Below are 17,021 nucleotides of genomic sequence, written 5' to 3'. Positions count from 1 at the left end.
CGTACGGACCGCCCTCAGGCGGCCCGCCGTTCCGCGTATTCGGGTATCTCCGCCATCGGGGGCCGCTCCTCGGTGTCCACCGCGGTCGTGTGCGGCACGAAACCGTTCTCCCCGCGGTCGAACTGGGTCAGCCGGGGGCGGATCAAGTGGCCGCGGGCCAGCCGGAGTTGGGCGGTACGGTAGATGGCGGCGGCCATCCGGCCGAGCGCCTGGCCGCCCTGGTGGCGGTGCTTGCGGACCCCGACGTCCACCTGGGCCAGGGCGTCCAGCCCGACGGTGTGCAGGGCGTCCACCAGCAGGCCCAGCTCCACGCCGTAGCCGACCGGGAACGGCAGCCGCTCCAGCAGCGAGCGCCGGGCCGCGTACTCCCCGCCCAGCGGCTGCACGAAGCCGGCCAGTTGGGGCCAGTGGAGGTTGAGCAGCGGCCGGGCGACCAGCTCGGTGACCCGCCCGCCCTGGCCCGGCGCCGGGCCCTGCCCGGTCTCCAACGGCCGGTCGTACATCGCCTTGACGAACTGGACGTCCGGGTCGGTCAGCAGCGGTCCGACGATCCCCGAGACGAAGGTGGCGGAGAACTCCCGCAGGTCGGCGTCGACGAAGCAGACGATGTCGCCACCGGTCACCATCAGCGAGCGCCAGAGCACCTCACCCTTGCCGGGCAGCGCGGGAATACGGGGCAGCACGCTGTCCCGGTGGACGACCCGGGCGCCGGCCGCCGCGGCGACCTCGGCGGTGTGGTCGGTGGAGCCCGAGTCCAGCACCACCAGCTCGTCGACCAGCGGCACCTCCCCGGTCATCAGGTCGGCGTGGATCGCGGCGACGATGGCGCCGACCGTCGCCTCCTCGTCGAGCGCGGGCAGTACCACGCTGACCGTCTGGCCCGTCTGGCGCTTGGCCTCCAGCAGCCGCGTGAGCGGGCGGTCCGCGGCGGACCAGGAGCGGCCGGCCAGCCAACGCTCCACTTCTTCCAGCACGTCTACGACTCTCCTCGGTGGGTCCCGAACGGGAGCCCGTTATGTGATCCATCTCGCGGACCGGACGACTATCTCAACGGTCAGTGGCTTCGGTTACAGTCTTGAACAACGCGGACGCGCCCCGCATGTCGGGGTCGCCGCGTGACAAATGCCTGGGCTCCGCCCAGCGCCATAGCGCTCATCCAGAGGGGCAGAGGGATACGGCCCGTTGAAGCCCCGGCAACCCTCCAGCCGGTCTCCGCCGCACGACAGCAGTGCGCGCGCGAGGCTCCCGGCTAGGGAAGGTGCCAAATCCGTCTCGCGGCGAAATGCGCCGTGAGGAAGATGAGGAGAAAGGGCCTCGCCTCCATGGCTGTGCAAGCAACCGAACCCACCCCCGCCGTCGCCCTCGGCCCCGCCGTCGCGCTCTCCTGCCGCGAGTGCGCACAGCGCTTCCCGCTCGGCCCGATCTTCGCGTGCCAGGAGTGTTTCGGCCCGCTGGAGATCGCCTACGACCTGCCGACCGGCGACCCCGAGGGCCTCAGGAAGCGGATCGAGTCCGGTCCCGCCAACATCTGGCGTTACGCCCCCCTGCTGCCCGTCCCCGCCGACGTGGCCGACAAGCCCAACCTCAACCCCGGTTTCACCAAGCTGGTCAAGGCCGACCGGCTCGCCGCCGAACTGGGCGTCACTGGCGGCCTGTACGTCAAGGACGACTCCGGCAACCCGACCCACTCCTTCAAGGACCGGGTCGTCGCGATCGCCGTCGAGGCCGCCCGCGCCTTCGGCTTCACCACCCTCTCCTGCTCCTCGACCGGCAATCTGGCCGGCGCGGTCGGCGCCGCGGCGCGCCGCGCGGGCCTGAAGTCCTGCGTCTTCATCCCGCACGACCTGGAGCCCGGCAAGGTCGTGATGGCCGCGGTCTACGGCGGGGACCTGGTCGCCATCGAGGGCAACTACGACGACGTCAACCGCTTCTGCTCCGAGCTCATCGGCGACCCGCTGGGCGAGGGTTGGGGCTTCGTCAACGTCAACCTCCGCCCGTACTACGGCGAGGGCTCCAAGACCCTGGCGTACGAGATCTGCGAGCAGTTGGGCTGGCAACTGCCGGACCAACTGGTCATCCCGATCGCGTCCGGCTCCCAGCTCACCAAGATCGACAAGGGGCTGAAGGAGCTGATCGCCCTCGGCCTGGTCGAGGACAAGCCGTACAGGATCTTCGGCGCGCAGGCCGAGGGCTGCTCGCCGGTGTCCGCCGCCTTCAAGGCCGGGCACGAGGTCGTCAGGCCGCAGAAGCCGAACACCATCGCCAAGTCGCTGGCGATCGGCAACCCGGCCGACGGCCCGTACGTGCTGGACATCGCGCGCCGCACCGGCGGTGCCGTCGAGGACGTCACCGACCCCCAGATCGTGGACGCCATCAAGCTGCTGGCCCGTACGGAGGGGATCTTCGCGGAGACCGCGGGCGGGGTGACCGTCGGCGTGACCAGGAAGCTGATCGAGGACGGCGTGCTGGACCCGTCGTTGACCACGGTGGTGCTGAACACCGGCGACGGGCTGAAGACCCTCGACGCCGTCGCCGCCGGGCCCACCGCCACCATCCGCCCGGACCTGGACGCGTTCCGCGCGGCCGGCCTGGCGGACTGAGCCGGCCCCGCCCCTCCCGCACCCCCTCTCCCCGCAGCCCTGGAGGCAGCAACATGAGCGTCACCGTCCGCATCCCCACCATCCTGCGCACGTACACCGGCGGCCAGGCCGAGGTCCCGGCCGAGGGCGCGACCCTCTCCGAGGTGATCGCCGACCTGGAGAAGAACCACTCCGGCATCGCGGCCCGGGTGCTCGACGACGCCGGCAAGCTCCGCCGCTTCGTCAACGTCTACGTCAACGACGACGACGTCCGCTTCGAGCAGGGCCTGCAGACCCCGACCCCGGAAGGCGCGGGCGTCTCGATCATCCCGGCGGTGGCCGGCGGCTGCTGAGGCCCCTCGACCGCCCCGCGCGGAGCGCGCAGATCGAAATTGCGCCAACTCTGTCCCGGTGGTGTCCGGAAATTGCCCCGTCCGTGCCAAACGGATGGGGCAATTCCGTGTGGTGAAAGGGGATACCATTGAGGCGATCCCCCTCCGTTTATCTCCGCGTGCATGCCGAACGCATATGAGATCGCGGTGACTTGTGCGCAAGTTGTGTGCGCAATTTGTCGTCTGTGTGGCTTATTCCTGGCCCGACTTGCTCTGGAATAACGGCATTTGAGCGCATACGGCCGTTTCCCTGACTCCAGAATTCTCGTCCGATTGACCTGTTGCGCTGGGCATCGGTCCAGATACATTCAGCGGCGGTCGACGCGTTCCGGCGCACACCCCACGGACCATTCCCAGGGGTGAGGTCTGACCCGGGTCCGCGGAGTGCGGTCCTGTGCAAGGGCCAGTAATAGGGGAGTTAGGCATGGCTCAGGGCACCGTCAAGTGGTTCAACGCGGAGAAGGGGTACGGCTTCATCGCGGTCGACGGTGGTGCGGATGTTTTCGTCCACTACAGCGCGATCCAGATGGACGGGTACCGCACCCTTGAGGAGGGTCAGCGGGTCGAGTTCGAGATCTCGCAGGGCCAGAAGGGGCCACAGGCGGACATGGTCCGGGTCGCCGCCTGAGGCGGCGACCGACCGCATCGTTGGGAAGAAGGCCCGCACCCCCGCGCACGGGGTTGCGGGTCTTCTGCTGTTCCCGGGCCCGGAGTTCGGCCCCGTCCCGCCGTGCTACGCGGGCGCGCGGGGCGCGCGCACGGTGGCAGGGGTGGCCCCGCGAGCCGGGTGGCCACCGGTCGGGCGCCCGCGTCCACCCGTCGCCCGACCGTCATCCCCGGGGCAGACATCTCCCATGCCGCTTGCACTCGATGGGTGCGAGTGCTAATCATTGCGTTAGCACTCTCCTCGTGAGAGTGCTGAATGTGGACCGGGTCGGTGAGGCCCGCAGGCCGGGTGGGGCAAGGAACCGCACGGCACGCAGGCCGTCCGTCGCGGGCGCCAGCACGGTCCGGAGCTTCCTCCCCCAAGCTCGGCTTGGTTCGAGTCGGGGGTACCCCCATCAGTCCGGAGGGACCACTTCACATGGCCAAGATCATCGCGTTCGACGAGGAGGCGCGGCGCGGCCTTGAGCGCGGTATGAACCAGCTCGCCGACGCCGTCAAGGTCACCCTCGGCCCCAAGGGCCGCAACGTCGTCCTTGAGAAGAAGTGGGGCGCCCCCACGATCACCAACGATGGTGTGTCCATCGCCAAGGAGATCGAGCTGGAGGACCCGTACGAGAAGATCGGCGCCGAGCTGGTCAAGGAGGTCGCGAAGAAGACGGACGACGTCGCCGGTGACGGCACGACGACCGCGACCGTCCTGGCCCAGGCGCTGGTCCGCGAGGGCCTGCGCAACGTCGCCGCCGGTGCCAACCCGATGGCCCTGAAGCGCGGCATCGAGAAGGCCGTCGAGGCCGTCTCCGGTGCGCTGCTCGACCAGGCCAAGGAGATCGAGACCAAGGAGCAGATCGCCTCCACCGCGTCCATCTCCGCCGCCGACCCGCAGATCGGCGAGCTCATCGCCGAGGCCATGGACAAGGTCGGCAAGGAAGGCGTCATCACCGTCGAGGAGTCCCAGACCTTCGGTCTGGAGCTGGAGCTCACCGAGGGTATGCGCTTCGACAAGGGCTACATCTCGGCGTACTTCGCGACCGACATGGAGCGCATGGAGGCGGCGCTTGAGGACCCGTACATCCTCATCGTCAACTCCAAGATCGGCAACGTGAAGGACCTGCTGCCTCTCCTGGAGAAGGTCATGCAGTCCGGCAAGCCGCTGCTGATCATCGCCGAGGACGTCGAGGGCGAGGCCCTGTCGACCCTGGTCGTCAACAAGATCCGCGGCACCTTCAAGTCCGTCGCGGTCAAGGCGCCCGGCTTCGGTGACCGCCGCAAGGCCATGCTCGGCGACATCGCCATCCTCACCGGTGGCACCGTCATCTCCGAGGAGGTCGGCCTCAAGCTGGAGAACGCCGGTCTCGACCTGCTCGGCCGCGCCCGCAAGGTCGTCATCACCAAGGACGAGACCACCATCGTCGACGGTGCCGGCGACAGCGAGCAGGTCCAGGGCCGGGTCAACCAGATCCGCGCCGAGATCGAGAACAGCGACTCGGACTACGACCGCGAGAAGCTCCAGGAGCGCCTCGCGAAGCTGGCCGGCGGCGTGGCCGTCATCAAGGCCGGTGCCGCGACCGAGGTCGAGCTGAAGGAGCGCAAGCACCGCATCGAGGACGCCGTTCGCAACGCGAAGGCGGCCGTCGAGGAGGGCATCGTCGCCGGTGGTGGCGTGGCCCTGCTGCAGGCTTCCTCGGTCTTCGAGAAGCTGGAGCTGGACGGCGACGAGGCCACCGGTGCCGCCGCCGTGAAGCTGGCCCTGGAGGCCCCGCTCAAGCAGATCTCCGTGAACGCCGGCCTTGAGGGTGGCGTCATCGTGGAGAAGGTGCGCAACCTGACCCCGGGTCACGGCCTGAACGCCGCGACCGGCGACTACGTCGACATGATCGCCGAGGGCATCATCGACCCGGCCAAGGTGACGCGCTCCGCGCTGCAGAACGCCGCCTCCATCGCGGCGCTGTTCCTCACCACCGAGGCCGTCATCGCCGACAAGCCGGAGAAGGCCGCCGCTGCCGGCGCGCCGGGCGGCATGCCGGGCGGTGACATGGACTTCTGATCGACCTCTGGTTGATCTCGTCCGTTCCGTTCGCCGGGGCGGCACCTCCCTCCAAGGGGGTGCCGCCCCGGCGGCGTTGTATCCGGCGCCCGCGTCCCACGGGCCCTCGGGCCGTATGGCTGACGGTCCTTACGGCAGGCGCACTCCGCCGGCACGCTGACGGGACGTCAAACCCGTGGGCGGGCACGGCCGGATACCGCGTTCAGGGGATCGGTTCGGCCTGACGGGTGGCGGCTCGGCGCGCCTCCACCCGGCGCTCCTACGTGGAGGGCCATGCCGGGGAGAACCTTCGCACTAGGCCCCCGCCCCCCACCCGGAACAGGACCGCCCGTGCCGAACGTCCCGAACCCCACGCGGACCGGTGACCGCACCGCCTACGAGCCCGTGGTCGCGCCCACCACCCACTACGCCGGCCGGGAGGCGACGGCGGCCGTCCTCTTCGGCGCCGCCGCCCTGCTCTACAACTGGTGGCTGCTGGAATTCCGGCTCCCCACCGGCCTCGACCCCCGGCACTCCTACGTCAGCGAGCTCTACGCCGCTGACCAGCGGTTCCGGGTCCTCTTCGGCGCCCTGGAGAGCGGTTGCGCGCTCCTCGTCATCGCGGGTGCCCTGCTCGCCCGCAGCACGCCCGCCGGGCACGGCCGTTGGGCCCGCGCGGGTTGGCTCGCACTGGCCGGCCTCGGCCTCTCCTCGCTGGCCGACGTTCTGCTCCCGATGACCTGCGCCCCCTCGCTGGAGCCCGGCTGCGAGCCCGTCCACCCCTGGCACACCGCAACCAGCGCCCTCGCCCACTTCTTCCTCTTCGCCTCGATGGCGGGCCTGAGCCGCGCGGCCGCGGTGCAACGGCCGCCGATGCCGTTGGTCCGCCGCTGGGGGCCGCGCGTCCTGGCCGTGGCCATGCCCGCCGCGATCCTCACCGTCGGTCCGCTCCTGGGCCACCCCGGTTGGCACGGCGTACCGCAGCGGGTCCATCTGATGCTGGTGGGCGTGTGGTTCGCCCTGCTGGCCGCGGAGTTGGGGCGCTCGGTGCGCCGGCGTCGGCGCTGGGCCGGCCACTGGGACGGCCGCTGGGAGCGGTACGTGGAAGGACTCAGGCGCGCCTGCCGAAGCGAACCTCTGGGGCGAGTGGGCGAGCTCGGTGAAGAGGACGGCGCGCTTCCCGGGCCGGAGCGCGGCCGTCGTGGCGGGGAGGGAGTGCTTGCTGGGCGGGAGGGCGGTTCTCTTGGCGGGGAGGGTGTGCTTCCTGAGCGGGAGGGCGGTTCTCTTGGGCGCGAGAGTGAACTTCCCGGAGGGGAAGGGGGACTTGAAGGGGGGCTTCTCGGGCTGGGGAGTGCACCTCCTGGGCGCGAGGGCGCGCCTCTCGGGCCGGAGGGCGAACTCCTTGGAGGCGGGCGTGGACCTGCTGGGCGCGGGCGTGGGCCTGGTGGGGAGGGATCCGGTCCGGCGGAAGCAGGGTGGGAGACATCTGGACCGGAGGGGACGGGGCGAGAGGGGACCGGCTCATAGGAGTTGGGCCCGGAGGAGCGCGGTCGAGAGGTGTCGGATCGAGAGGCGCCGGGTCGGCAGGGGGCCGGGCCGTGGGGGTTCGGTGCTGAGGGGGTTGGCTCTGGGAGGGCCGGTTCCGCGGGGGTCGGTTTGGAGCGAAGGGGGCTTCGGAGCGCGGTGGGTGAGGGGTTGGGCGGCTATCCGGTGCCTTTGAGCGCCGTGGTTCGAGCTTCGGGGGCGGTGGGCCGCAGGGCGTCGTGGGTGCTTGCGTCGGTGTGCTGGGGTGTGGCCGGGTCGCTGGTGGGGGTGTTGAGGCCGTTGAGCACATCGAGATTGTTGGGGGTGTTGGGGGTATTGAGGTCGGTGCGTTGTTGTTTGCTGAGGCCGAAGAAGTAGGTGGCGACGAAGCCGACGGCGTAGCCGATGAGGAGACCGAGGGCGTAGACGGCGATCGTGGTGGTGAGTGGGTGGTTGCCCTTGACCAGCGGGAAGAGCGCCCAGCCGGAGGGGCCGATGGCGGTGGCGCCGACGGCGTCGCCGAGTTGGTTGAACAGGCCGATGAAGCCGCCGCCGAACGCGCCGCCGAGGCAGGCAGTGATGAAGGGGCGGCCGAGGGGGAGCGAGACGCCGTAGATCAGGGGCTCGCCGATGCCGAGGAAGCCGGCGGGGAGGGCGGAGCGGATCGTGGTGCGGAGTGAGTGGTTGCGGCGGAGGCGGGCGTAGAGGGCGAGGGCGGCGCCCACTTGGCCGGCGCCGGCCATGGCGAGGATCGGGAGCAGGGTCGTATAGCCCTGTTGCTGGATCAGGGTGGTGTGGATGGGGATGAGGGCCTGGTGGAGGCCCAGCATCACCAGGGGGAGGAAGAGGCCGCCGAGGAGGAGGCCGGCGATGGCGCCGCCGTGGGCGAGCAGCCAGGTGGCGGCGGTGCCGATGGCGGTGGAGATCTCACCGGCGGCCCACATCAGGCCGAAGACAGTGACCAGGCCGGTGAGGAGGACGGTGAGGGTGGGGGTGAGGAGGACGTCCAGCGCCTCGGGGATGCGTCTGCGGAAGTGCTTCTCCAACTGGGCGGCGAGCAGGGCGGCGGCCAGGGCGCCGAGGACGCCCCCTTGGCCGGGGGCCAACTGCTGGCCGAACGCGGTGACGTGGGCGATGCCCGGGAAGACCGTGACGGCGGCGACGGCGCCGCCGAGGACGGGCGTGCCGCCGAACTCCTTCGCGGTGTGGTAGCCGACGAAGAGCGCGATCAGGGACATGAAGCCGGAGGCGATGGCCGTCAGGGCCGGGACCAGGGAGGGCAGCCAACCGGCGTTGGTGAGCAGGCCGTTGAGACCGGCGATGATGCCGCAGCCGATGAGGGCGGGGATGAGCGGCACGAAGATGTTGGCGATGCGGCGGAGGAACAGCTTCACCGGGGTGGCGTTGCGGGCCTTCTGCCGCGCCTTGAGGGCGGCGCCCCGGGCGGCTAGGTCGGTGGCGGCGGATTCGTTGGTTGCCTGGGGTGTGGGTGTGGGTGTGGGTGTGGGTGTGCGTGCGGGTGTGGTTGGAGGGGTGGGCGTGGTTGTGGGGGCGTGGGCCGGGGGCTCGTTGAGGAGGCGTTCGAACTCGGGGGTGACTCGGGCGACCGTGCCGGGGCCGAGCACGATGTGGTAGGTGTCGTCCTCCACGACGCCCAGGACGGCGGGGAGCGCTTTGAGGGCGTCGTCCTGGACCAGGGAGCGGTCCTTGATGCCCAGGCGGAGGCGGGTCATGCAGTGGGCGACGGAGGTGACGTTGCCGGCGCCGCCTACGAGGGGGAGGAGCGCGGCAGCGGTGGCGCGGTGCTTTTCTTCGGTCATGGGCGGTGCCTTGCTGTGTGGTCAACGGGAGGGGAGGGGTGGTGGGTTGGCGGATGGGGGCTGGGCGTCAGTTGTGGTGAGGGTGGCCGGTGGCGGGGGTGCGCGAGGACTGGAGGGCGGTGCGGAGGTGGCCTCTGGAGGTGTCGAGGAGGCGGCCGGCCTCGTGGCCGTCGACGCCGCCGAGCAGGACGAGGATGGCGTTCTTCACCTCGCCGCCGGTCTCGGTGAGGGCGGCCTCGATCTCCAGGTCGGAGGCCCCGGTGGCGAGCGCGACGATGCGGCGGGAGCGGGCCCGTAGCTTGTCGTTGGAGGCGCGGACGTCAACCATCAGATTTCCGAAGGTCTTGCCCAGGCGGATCATGGTGATCGTCGAGATCATGTTGAGCACCAACTTCTGCGCCGTGCCCGCCTTGAGGCGGGTGGAGCCGGTGATCAGCTCGGGGCCGACGACGATCTCGATGCCATGCTCGGCGGCCGCGGCGAGGGGGGAGTCGGCGTTGCAGGACAGGCCGATGGTCAGGGCGCCGATGGCGCGGGCGTGCTCGACGGCGCCGACGGCGTAGGGGGTGCGGCCGGAGGCGGAGATGCCGACGACGACGTCGCGGTCGGCTACGGCCAGCGCGGTCAGGTCCCCGGCGGCCAACTCCTTGCTGTCCTCGGCTCCTTCGACGGCGGTGACCATGGCGGTGGGGCCGCCCGCGATCAGGCCGAGGACCTCGGAGGGGTCGGTGTTGAAGGTGGGCGGGCATTCGCTGGCGTCCAGGACGCCGAGGCGGCCGGCCGTACCGGCACCGGCGTAGATCAGGCGGCCGCCGCGGGCCATACGGGCGGCGGTGGCGTCGATGGCGGCGGCGATCTCCGGGAGGCGTTCGGCGACGGCGGCGGGGACGGTGGCGTCCTCGTCGTTCATCAGGCGGGCGATGTCGAGGGTCGGGCGGCGGTCGATGTCCGAGAGCTCGGGGCGGAACGCCTCGGTGGTGAGGGACTCCAACTGGGTTCGCAGGGCCGTGTAGTTGGGGTCGGTGGGTGGCATGGGGGCTCCTTGGAGGTGGGGTGGGACGGGGTGGTGAGTGGTGGTGCGGCTGGTGTTGGTGGGTTGCCTTCGCTCTTTCCGTCGCTGGTGGGCGTGCATTTGCCCGTTGGTGGGTGCGCAGCCACCTGTCGATGGGTGTGCGTCTGCCCGACGGTGGGTGTGCCGCGCTTTCGGCTGGCTCGCCCGGGGTGTCGTGATGCCCGTACGTGCCGCCTCGGGGCCCGCGGTACGAAGCCCACTGCGCGGGGCCGGCCGGTCAGTGGCGGGGGTTGTGGCGGTGGGCCAGGGCCTCGTATGACGCGGAGAGGGCGGGGGCGGCCGTTTCGTAGGTGCGCTGGGCGACGCCTATGAAGAGGCAGTCGACGACGAGGAGTTGACTGGTGCGGGAGGACATGGCCGCGGGGCGCAGCTCGCTCTCGCGGGCCGTGGACGTCGTCAGGATGTGGTCGGCGTAGGCGGCGATCTCACCGTCCGGGCGGCCGGTGATGGCGATCGTCGTCGCGCCGTGCTCGAAGGCGACCCGCAGCGGCTCTATGACGTCGGTCGTGCGGCCGGAGTGAGTGATCGCGATGGCCACGTCGCGCGCCCGCATCTGCACGGCGTTGGTGACGGCGAGGTGCGGGTCGGAGTGGGCGTGCGCGATCAGGCCGATGCGCAGCAGCTTTTGGACCAGGTCCTGGGCGACGAGGTTGGAGGCTCCTATTCCGTAGACGTCGATCCGGCGGGCGGAGGCGAGGGCGGCGACGGCCGCCTCCAACTGCGTCACGTCCAGCGCGGTGGCGGTGTCGGCGAGGCACTGCCGCTCCTCCTGCGCCAACTTGGCGATGACATCGATCAGGGAATCGTCGACCGCTATATCGGCCGTCACGGCGGGCGCGCTGCCGGTCGCCTGCTGCGCGGCGAGGGCGGCCAGGGCCAGGCGGAGGTCGCGGTAGCCCGGGTAGCCGAGGAGGCGGGAGGTGCGCACGACGGTGGCCTCGCTGGTGCCGGTGCGCTCGGCGAGGCCCGTGACGGTCAGGGCGGCGCAGCCGGCCGGGTCGCCGGCGACCGTCTCCGCTACGCGCTGCATGGAGCGCGTCATCGTCGGCGCGAGCGTACGGACCTTGGCGGCCAGCGCCGCGGGGGCGGGTGGGGCCGGCGCGGCCGCCGGCGGGGCCGGTGCCGGAGTCGACCTGCGGTCGTTGAAAGTTTCCTTCACTGCACTGTTCATGACTGAAAGCTATTTTCAGCGCCGGTGGCGCGTCAACACCCTCCGTGACGCCTGTGGACGGACCGTGGCGGCGTTGGCGACCAGCCTGTGGATAACTTCGGCCCGGTCGGCTGCTCGCGCGAGAATGAGGTCATGGAGCTGGAACAGGCATTGCACGCCGCGCGAGCGCTGGTGCTCGCCGACCTGGTGGCAGACGACGTCGCGGACGCAGAGATCGTCTCGCTCGTCGAGGATGCGGTGACGCATCGCCGATGGTGGGTGGAGCAGTGGCCTGAGGGCGCCTCGTTCGTCGCGGGGTTGATAGCGCAGGACGTACAGGACGCACTGCTGGAGCGCTACGGGCGGTGGCCGCTGTGCCCGGTGTGCACGGAGGGCGGCGACCCGCACGCGCTCGACGTGGAGCCGGAGTTGGGCCCGGACCCGCACTGGGTGTGTCCGAAGACGGCGGTGTCCGTCGCCCCGGTGGGGCGGTTGCGGGCGCCGGCGGGGGACTGAGGTGACGCTCTACATCGACCCGCCCATCTGGCCGGGGCACGGTCGTATGTGGTCGCACCTGGTGAGTGACCGGTCGTTCGACGAACTGCACCGTTTCGCGGCGTCGATAGGCGCGCCGCGGCGCGCCTTCGAGCGCGACCACTACGACCTGCCGGCCGAGCGGTACGACGATGCCGTGCGGGCGGGGGCGTTGGAGATCGGCTCCAAGGAGCTGGTCCGCCGGCTCACGGATGCGGGCCTGCGACGCCCGAAGGGGCGGCGCACCGGGTGACGGCGTGTGCGTGTGACGGGCGGGCTTGGGGCGTCTGTGGAGTGGCCGTGCGGTGGGGCGGTTGCGCGACGTGTGCTTGTGGGGATTCGGGGGAGGGGTGGCTGTGACGTTCGCGGGGGTGGTCCCGCGCGGCCACGGCCGTGGGCAAGGAGAGGCCGGCCGAGAGGCTGGGTTGGTAGTCCGGCGAGCAGCCGGGGAGAGGGGGAGGCGTCGTGGGAGACGCAGAGAACGGTCCCGGTGCGGGGCGTAGCGGTGGGAAGGGCCGCTGGAGAGACGACGAGAAGTTGGTCGACGGTGTGAAGTCGGCGCTGATCGACTTCGTCAGACCCTCGGGGAACCGTCCGTTGGTGCTGGGGGTCGGGTTCACGATCGCCGGGATCGTGGGATGCCTGCGCGCGATAGCGACGGGCGCCGGCACCGTCGTTGTTGTGGGCGCCTTGGCGGCGTCCGTCATCGGCGCCTGCGTCGCGGTGCTGAGTGTGCGGAAGTACCTGAAGAAGTGAGCCGGTCCGGCCGCTGAGCGCAGCGGCCGGACCGGGGAGGCGGCGGGACCGTCAGCGGTTGTCCGCGGCCTCAGCGGTGGTGGAGGTGGGGGAGGGGGCCCCGCTGCCGGTGGGGGAGGGGGCCCTGCGGCGAGCGGCGGCGGCCGCCCCCACCTCCCCACCCCCCGCCCCCAACGCCCCGGCGCCCCCCGCGGACGACGCCACGACCCGCGAGCGCCCCGTGGCCCGGTGGAGGCGGTAGGCGACGGCGGTGGTCAGGACGGCGACGGCGGCGAGGGCGGCGCCGGTCCAGGCGACGGACGGGTAGCCCCAGCCGGCGCTGATCGCCAGGCCGCCCAGCCAGGGGCCGAGGGTGTTGCCGATGTTGAACGCGGCGGTGGTGGTGGCGCCGGCGAGGGTCGGGGCGGCGTTCGCCACGTTGAACATCCGGGCGTTGAGCGCCGGGGCCGTGGTGAACGCCGTGACGCCGAGCATCAGGGCGAGGGCCACCGCGGCGACCGGGCTGTGCGCGGTCAGCGCCAGGATGGTGAGGACGAGGGTGGAGGCCGAGATGCCGGTGAAGAGCGTGCCGAAGAGGTGCGCGTCGGCGATCCGGCCGCCGATGAACGTACCGATCAGCGCGCCGACGCCGAACAGGGCGAGCACCGTCGGGACCCAGCTCTCGGCGAGGCCGGCGGTCTCGGTCAGCAGCGGGGAGAGGTACGAGAAGAGGGCGAAGACCGCGGCGCCGTTCATGGCGGTGGCGATCAGTGCCAGCCAGACCTGCTTGTCCTTGTAGATGGTCAGCTCGCGGCGGAGCTGCGGGCGGTCCTCGCCGGTCGGCACCTCCGTGCGCGGCACCAGGGCGATGACGCCGACGAGGCCGATCACGGAGAGCACGGCCACCGCCCAGAAGGCGGAGCGCCAGCCGGCGTGCTGGCCGAGCAGGGCGCCGGCCGGCACGCCGGCGATGTTGGCGATGCTCAGGCCGCCGACCATGACGGCCATGGCGCGGGCCCGGGCGGTCACCGGGACGAGCGAGACGGCCACGGCCGCGCCCACCGCCCAGAAACCGGCGCAGGCCAGCGCGCTGACCACGCGGGAGGCGAAGAGCATGCCGTAGGAGGGTGCCAGCGCGCCCGCTGCCTGGCCGAGGCCGAAGACGGCGAGCAGGGATATCAGAGTGGTGCGGCGCGGCAGGCGGAGCGTCGCGGCGGCCAGCACGGGGGCGCCGACCACCATCCCGATGGCGAACGCGGAGACCAGCAGTCCGGCCTGTGGGATGGAGACCCGCAGATCACGGGCGAGCGGCTGGAGGATGCCGGAGAGCATGAACTCGCTGGTACCCAGGGCGAATACGGACAGGCCGAGGACGTACACGGCGATGGGGAGGCGGGTGCGGGGAGGGGGGACGGATGGTGCTGGCATGACAGGTGACAACGGTGCGGGCGGGGGCCGGCATTCCCGTTCGTGGGGTGGCGTTCGCCACGTGGTGGAGCGCGCCCTCCCGCCCCGGTTAGTCGCCGTCGCCGGTAACGGGGGCGCCGCCGCTCTCCAGGAGGGCGAGTTCGGTCGCCAGGTTGCGGCGGGCCGCGCCCTCCCACTGGTCGTGTGCCCACGGGGTGCGGAACAGGCGGGGGAGGGCGAGGAGTTGGCGGAGCACGGTGGCGCGGCCGGCCCGGAAGTCCGGGTCGGGGACGAAGCCGTACTCGGCGCGGACGGCGGCGGCATAGGCGGCGTACGCGTCGGGGCCGCCGGCCAGGACGGCCAGGTCGGCGTCGCACAGCACGGCGCCGTTGCGGTCCTCGGGCGCCGGGTCGTGGGTGACGGTGAGGCGGACGAGGCGGGCCACCTCGGCGGTGCGGGTCGCGTCGACGCCCAGTTCGGGGAGGGCGCGCTCGGCGAGGGCGGCGCTGCGCTCCTCGTTCTCGGAGCGGTCGGGCCGGTAGACGGCGTCGTGGAACCAGGCCGCCAACTGGACGGCGGGCAAGTCCTCGGCGTGCGCGGCGAGTTCGTCGATCCGGTCGAGGACGGCGATGAGGTGGTCGGTGGTGTGGTAGCGACGCTGTGGCTCGGCCCAGCGGCGCAGCAGGTTGTCCGCGTACGGGGCGGGGTCGGGGCCTTCCTGGGCGGTGTCGCGGGCCTGCGCGACGGTGGCCGTCCAACGGGCGGCCAGGGTGGGGCGGGGGTCGGTCATGGGCGTCATTGTGTCCGGTCAGAAGGCGGGCTTGGCGCGGCAGGAGAGGGCGTCGATGTTGGCCGTGCGGGGCTTGTAGTGGCCCTCCCAATCGGGGTCGGCATGCGGAATGGACGGGAGGGTGGTGGAGAAGTCCTGGCTCCAACTGCTGCCCGAGACATAATCCTTCAGCGCGTCGCGGATTTTGACGCAGTCGGCGTGGTGTCCCTTGTCCATCGCGATGCCGTATTGGTTGAAGGGCCCGTAGGTGATGTTGGGGATGACCTTGAGGTCGCGGTGTTCCTGGGTGAATCCGTAGAGGATCATCTGGTCGGTGGAGACGGCGTCGGCGGTCTTGTTCAGCAGGTCGGTGATGCAGCCCTGGGCGGTCTGCGACTGGTAGACCTTCATGCCCGCGCCCTCCGGGCCGTTGAGGGTGTTGTACGAGGTGGTGCCTGGCCAGGCGCAGACGCGTTTGCCGATGACGTCGGAGGGTTTGGTGATGCGGTGGTCGTTCTTGCGGACCATGATTCCCTGTCGGGTATTGGCGTAGGGGCCCGCGAAATCGAGTTGTTTCATGCGGTCGGGGGTGATGGAGAAGGTCGCGATGATCAGGTCCTTCTTCTTCCCCGTGAGCACGGTGAGCCGGTCCTCGGAGGGGACGGCGCTGAAATCCGGTTCCGCGCCAACGGTCTTGAGGATGTGCCGCGCGAGGGTGATGTCGAATCCGGACGGGTTGTAGCCGTCCGGGAAGTATCCGGTGCCCGGCTGATCGCTTTTCACGCCCACCAGGACTTTTCCGGAGGCGAAGAGCGAAGCGGGCTCGCTGGAACTGCACGCGGTGGCGGTGAGCGCGGTGAGCGCGAGCGCGGCCGCGATGCCGGTGGTGCGGAAGTGCATGGGTCCCCGTTTCTCGTGCGTGCGGTGGTTCACCGGTCGTGGAGCGTGACCCGCGTGGGTCGGACGTTCATCCGGCAACCGGGGCCGGTGGTCAGCGTGACCTCGATCCGTACGGCGTCGGCCTGCGCACCCAGGTCGAAGTCGGCGGTGCCGTCGGGGTTGACGCTCTGCTGCTGGGAGGGCACGCCGGAGCTGATCAGCGAGGCGGTGGCGGAGGAGTCCGGGACGCAGGTCGGGCCGGCGGGGTCCTGGTCCTCGATGGCCAGGGTGACGCGGAGGGCGTTGCGGCTCCCCTTCAGGGAGGAGGGTTCCAGGCGCAGGGTGACGGTGCGGTGGGCGGTGTCGTCCAGTGGTTGCCGGCCCTGGAGCGTGATCTTGCCGGTCACGTCGAGCTCGCCGTGGGTGGCCACGTTCCGGAAGGCCAGCCAGCCGCCGACGCTGGCCAGGACGGAGACGAGGGAGAGGGCGGCCACGATCCGGGCGTCGCGGGGGCGTTGGACGAGGACGCGGGCGGCGGCGGTGGCCAGGGAGAGGGCGACCAGGACGGCCCACAGGGCGTACTGGGTGGCCGGGCCGTCCGGCCAGGTGGTGCCGGCGAGGAGCAGGGCGGCGCAGGCCAGGAGCAGGGGCAGCCAGCGGGCGCTGGGGTGTTGCAGGGCCCAGCGGATGACGACGTTGCGGATGTTGCCCGCGGCGATGGAGTGGTCGCCGTGGCTGGTGGCGTTGTTGTGGGTGGGTCCCTGGGGCGGGCGGGGTGGTCGCCGGGTGCTCATGCGTCGTCCCGCGTCTGGGGGCCGCCTCCCATGTTGATGGTGCCGTGGATCTCGCCGGCGGCGATGGAGCCCTGGCCGGTCGCGGTGGGGTTGTTGTAGGTGATCCGCGGGCCGCCGGCGGCGAGTTGGGCGACGTGCCGGCGGAAGCCGTCGGCGTCGTGCTCGGGGGAGTTCAGCCAGGCGGTCAGGGCGGCGGCGAGCAGCCGGCGGTCGCCGTCGTCGAGGGTGGCCAGCAGGCGGTCGAGGGCGTCGGCGCGGTCGGCGTCGAGGAGCGGCTGCGCGGGGTCTTCGCCGAGGGCGGTGTCGCGGCGGTGCAGCAGGCGGCGGAAGAAGCCCTCGCCGGCGGTCACGGTGCGTTCGGCGATCCGGTCCTGGGCGGCGGTGAGGACGGAGGTGCCCAGGCTGTTGGCCGCTATGGCGAGATATGGGGCTATTTCGGTGGAAACGGTGGCAAGGTCGGTCATTGGGCCTCTCCGTCCTCGGGGTGCGGGCGAGCGGCGGATGGGAGCAACGCCCTTACAGGAAAGGCGTGTTACCCATGTGGGCGCTGATTCACACTCCCTTCATTGAGTGGTTTCGGGAGGATGGGAGGGGAGGGAACGGGTGGTTTTCCGTCACGTTGCGAGGTGCATGGCGGTGCGGTGAGGGGTGAGCGCTTAGGCTGGGTATTGGACTAG

General features: G+C 71.3%; 17 protein-coding genes and 1 riboswitch. Of the genes, 8 read left to right on the top strand and 9 right to left on the bottom strand.

All coding sequences use genetic code 11. The features are described from left to right. Positions 1–14: 14 nt before the first annotated feature. Positions 15–974, bottom strand: coding sequence for a glucosyl-3-phosphoglycerate synthase (locus PV796_RS16450; protein WP_274913973.1), 960 nt, complete (start codon positions 972–974; stop codon positions 15–17). Positions 975–1,149: 175 nt separating this feature from the next. After that, positions 1,150–1,305, top strand: a riboswitch (SAM riboswitch). Between the two features lie 17 nt (positions 1,306–1,322). Here PV796_RS16450 and thrC point away from each other — a divergent pair. From thrC to PV796_RS16425, 5 genes are all read left to right on the top strand, one after another. Next, positions 1,323–2,600, top strand: a complete 1,278-nt coding sequence (gene thrC, locus PV796_RS16445) for a threonine synthase (RefSeq protein WP_274913971.1) — start codon at positions 1,323–1,325, stop codon at positions 2,598–2,600. 53 nt (positions 2,601–2,653) lie between these two features. Then, complete coding sequence (locus tag PV796_RS16440) at positions 2,654–2,932, top strand: MoaD/ThiS family protein (protein ID WP_274913970.1); 279 nt, start codon at positions 2,654–2,656, stop codon at positions 2,930–2,932. Between the two features lie 463 nt (positions 2,933–3,395). Continuing rightward, positions 3,396–3,599: a cold-shock protein gene (locus PV796_RS16435; protein WP_003949956.1), complete on the top strand. Its 204-nt coding sequence runs from the start codon at positions 3,396–3,398 to the stop codon at positions 3,597–3,599. Between the two features lie 456 nt (positions 3,600–4,055). Beyond that, positions 4,056–5,681, top strand: a complete 1,626-nt coding sequence (gene groL / locus PV796_RS16430) for a chaperonin GroEL (RefSeq protein ID WP_274913949.1) — start codon at positions 4,056–4,058, stop codon at positions 5,679–5,681. 330 nt (positions 5,682–6,011) lie between these two features. Then, positions 6,012–7,187: a DUF998 domain-containing protein gene (locus tag PV796_RS16425; protein WP_274913948.1), complete on the top strand. Its 1,176-nt coding sequence runs from the start codon at positions 6,012–6,014 to the stop codon at positions 7,185–7,187. 176 nt (positions 7,188–7,363) lie between these two features. Here the strand turns inward: PV796_RS16425 and PV796_RS16420 are convergent, their stop codons facing one another. From PV796_RS16420 to PV796_RS16410, 3 genes are all read right to left on the bottom strand, one after another. Continuing rightward, positions 7,364–9,004, bottom strand: a complete 1,641-nt coding sequence (locus PV796_RS16420) for a PTS transporter subunit EIIC (RefSeq protein ID WP_274913947.1) — start codon at positions 9,002–9,004, stop codon at positions 7,364–7,366. A gap of 67 nt (positions 9,005–9,071) precedes the next feature. Beyond that, positions 9,072–10,037 carry an N-acetylmuramic acid 6-phosphate etherase gene (gene murQ, locus PV796_RS16415; protein ID WP_274913945.1) on the bottom strand — a complete coding sequence of 322 codons (966 nt, stop codon included), beginning with the start codon at positions 10,035–10,037 and terminating at the stop codon, positions 9,072–9,074. Between the two features lie 256 nt (positions 10,038–10,293). Further along, on the bottom strand, positions 10,294–11,247 hold the full coding sequence (locus PV796_RS16410) for a MurR/RpiR family transcriptional regulator (protein WP_274913944.1): 954 nt from the start codon (positions 11,245–11,247) through the stop codon (positions 10,294–10,296). Between the two features lie 132 nt (positions 11,248–11,379). Between PV796_RS16410 and PV796_RS16405 the strand changes: the two genes are divergently transcribed. From PV796_RS16405 to PV796_RS16395, 3 genes are all read left to right on the top strand, one after another. Next, entirely contained in the window at positions 11,380–11,742 is a 363-nt protein-coding gene (locus tag PV796_RS16405; RefSeq protein ID WP_274913943.1) for a hypothetical protein, read from the top strand. Between the two features lies 1 nt (position 11,743). After that, positions 11,744–12,013, top strand: coding sequence for a DUF4031 domain-containing protein (locus PV796_RS16400; protein WP_274913942.1), 270 nt, complete (start codon positions 11,744–11,746; stop codon positions 12,011–12,013). Between the two features lie 212 nt (positions 12,014–12,225). Next, a complete protein-coding gene (locus PV796_RS16395) occupies positions 12,226–12,516 on the top strand; it encodes a hypothetical protein (protein ID WP_274913941.1) in 291 nt (96 codons plus the stop codon). Between the two features lie 51 nt (positions 12,517–12,567). Here the strand turns inward: PV796_RS16395 and PV796_RS16390 are convergent, their stop codons facing one another. The 5 genes from PV796_RS16390 to PV796_RS16370 all read right to left on the bottom strand — a co-directional run bounded on the left by PV796_RS16390 (position 12,568) and on the right by PV796_RS16370 (position 16,808). Next, positions 12,568–13,923 (bottom strand): Cmx/CmrA family chloramphenicol efflux MFS transporter, encoded by a 1,356-nt coding sequence (locus tag PV796_RS16390; RefSeq protein WP_274913940.1) that lies wholly within the window; start codon positions 13,921–13,923, stop codon positions 12,568–12,570. A gap of 88 nt (positions 13,924–14,011) precedes the next feature. Then, on the bottom strand, positions 14,012–14,692 hold the full coding sequence (locus PV796_RS16385) for an HD domain-containing protein (RefSeq protein ID WP_274913939.1): 681 nt from the start codon (positions 14,690–14,692) through the stop codon (positions 14,012–14,014). Positions 14,693–14,710: 18 nt separating this feature from the next. Beyond that, positions 14,711–15,571, bottom strand: a complete 861-nt coding sequence (locus PV796_RS16380; RefSeq protein WP_274913938.1) for a transporter substrate-binding domain-containing protein — start codon at positions 15,569–15,571, stop codon at positions 14,711–14,713. Positions 15,572–15,600: 29 nt separating this feature from the next. After that, positions 15,601–16,344, bottom strand: coding sequence for a hypothetical protein (locus PV796_RS16375; RefSeq protein WP_274913937.1), 744 nt, complete (start codon positions 16,342–16,344; stop codon positions 15,601–15,603). Next, positions 16,341–16,808, bottom strand: coding sequence for a hypothetical protein (locus PV796_RS16370; protein ID WP_274913935.1), 468 nt, complete (start codon positions 16,806–16,808; stop codon positions 16,341–16,343). Before PV796_RS16370 ends, PV796_RS16375 begins: the two co-directional genes overlap by 4 nt. Between the last annotated feature and the right edge of the window lie 213 nt (positions 16,809–17,021).

The organism is Streptomyces sp. WZ-12 (assembly GCF_028898845.1).
Classification (GTDB): domain Bacteria; phylum Actinomycetota; class Actinomycetes; order Streptomycetales; family Streptomycetaceae; genus Streptomyces.
The sequence above is the reverse complement of the archived record's forward strand: the minus strand, read 5'-3'. Positions and strand labels throughout refer to the sequence as shown.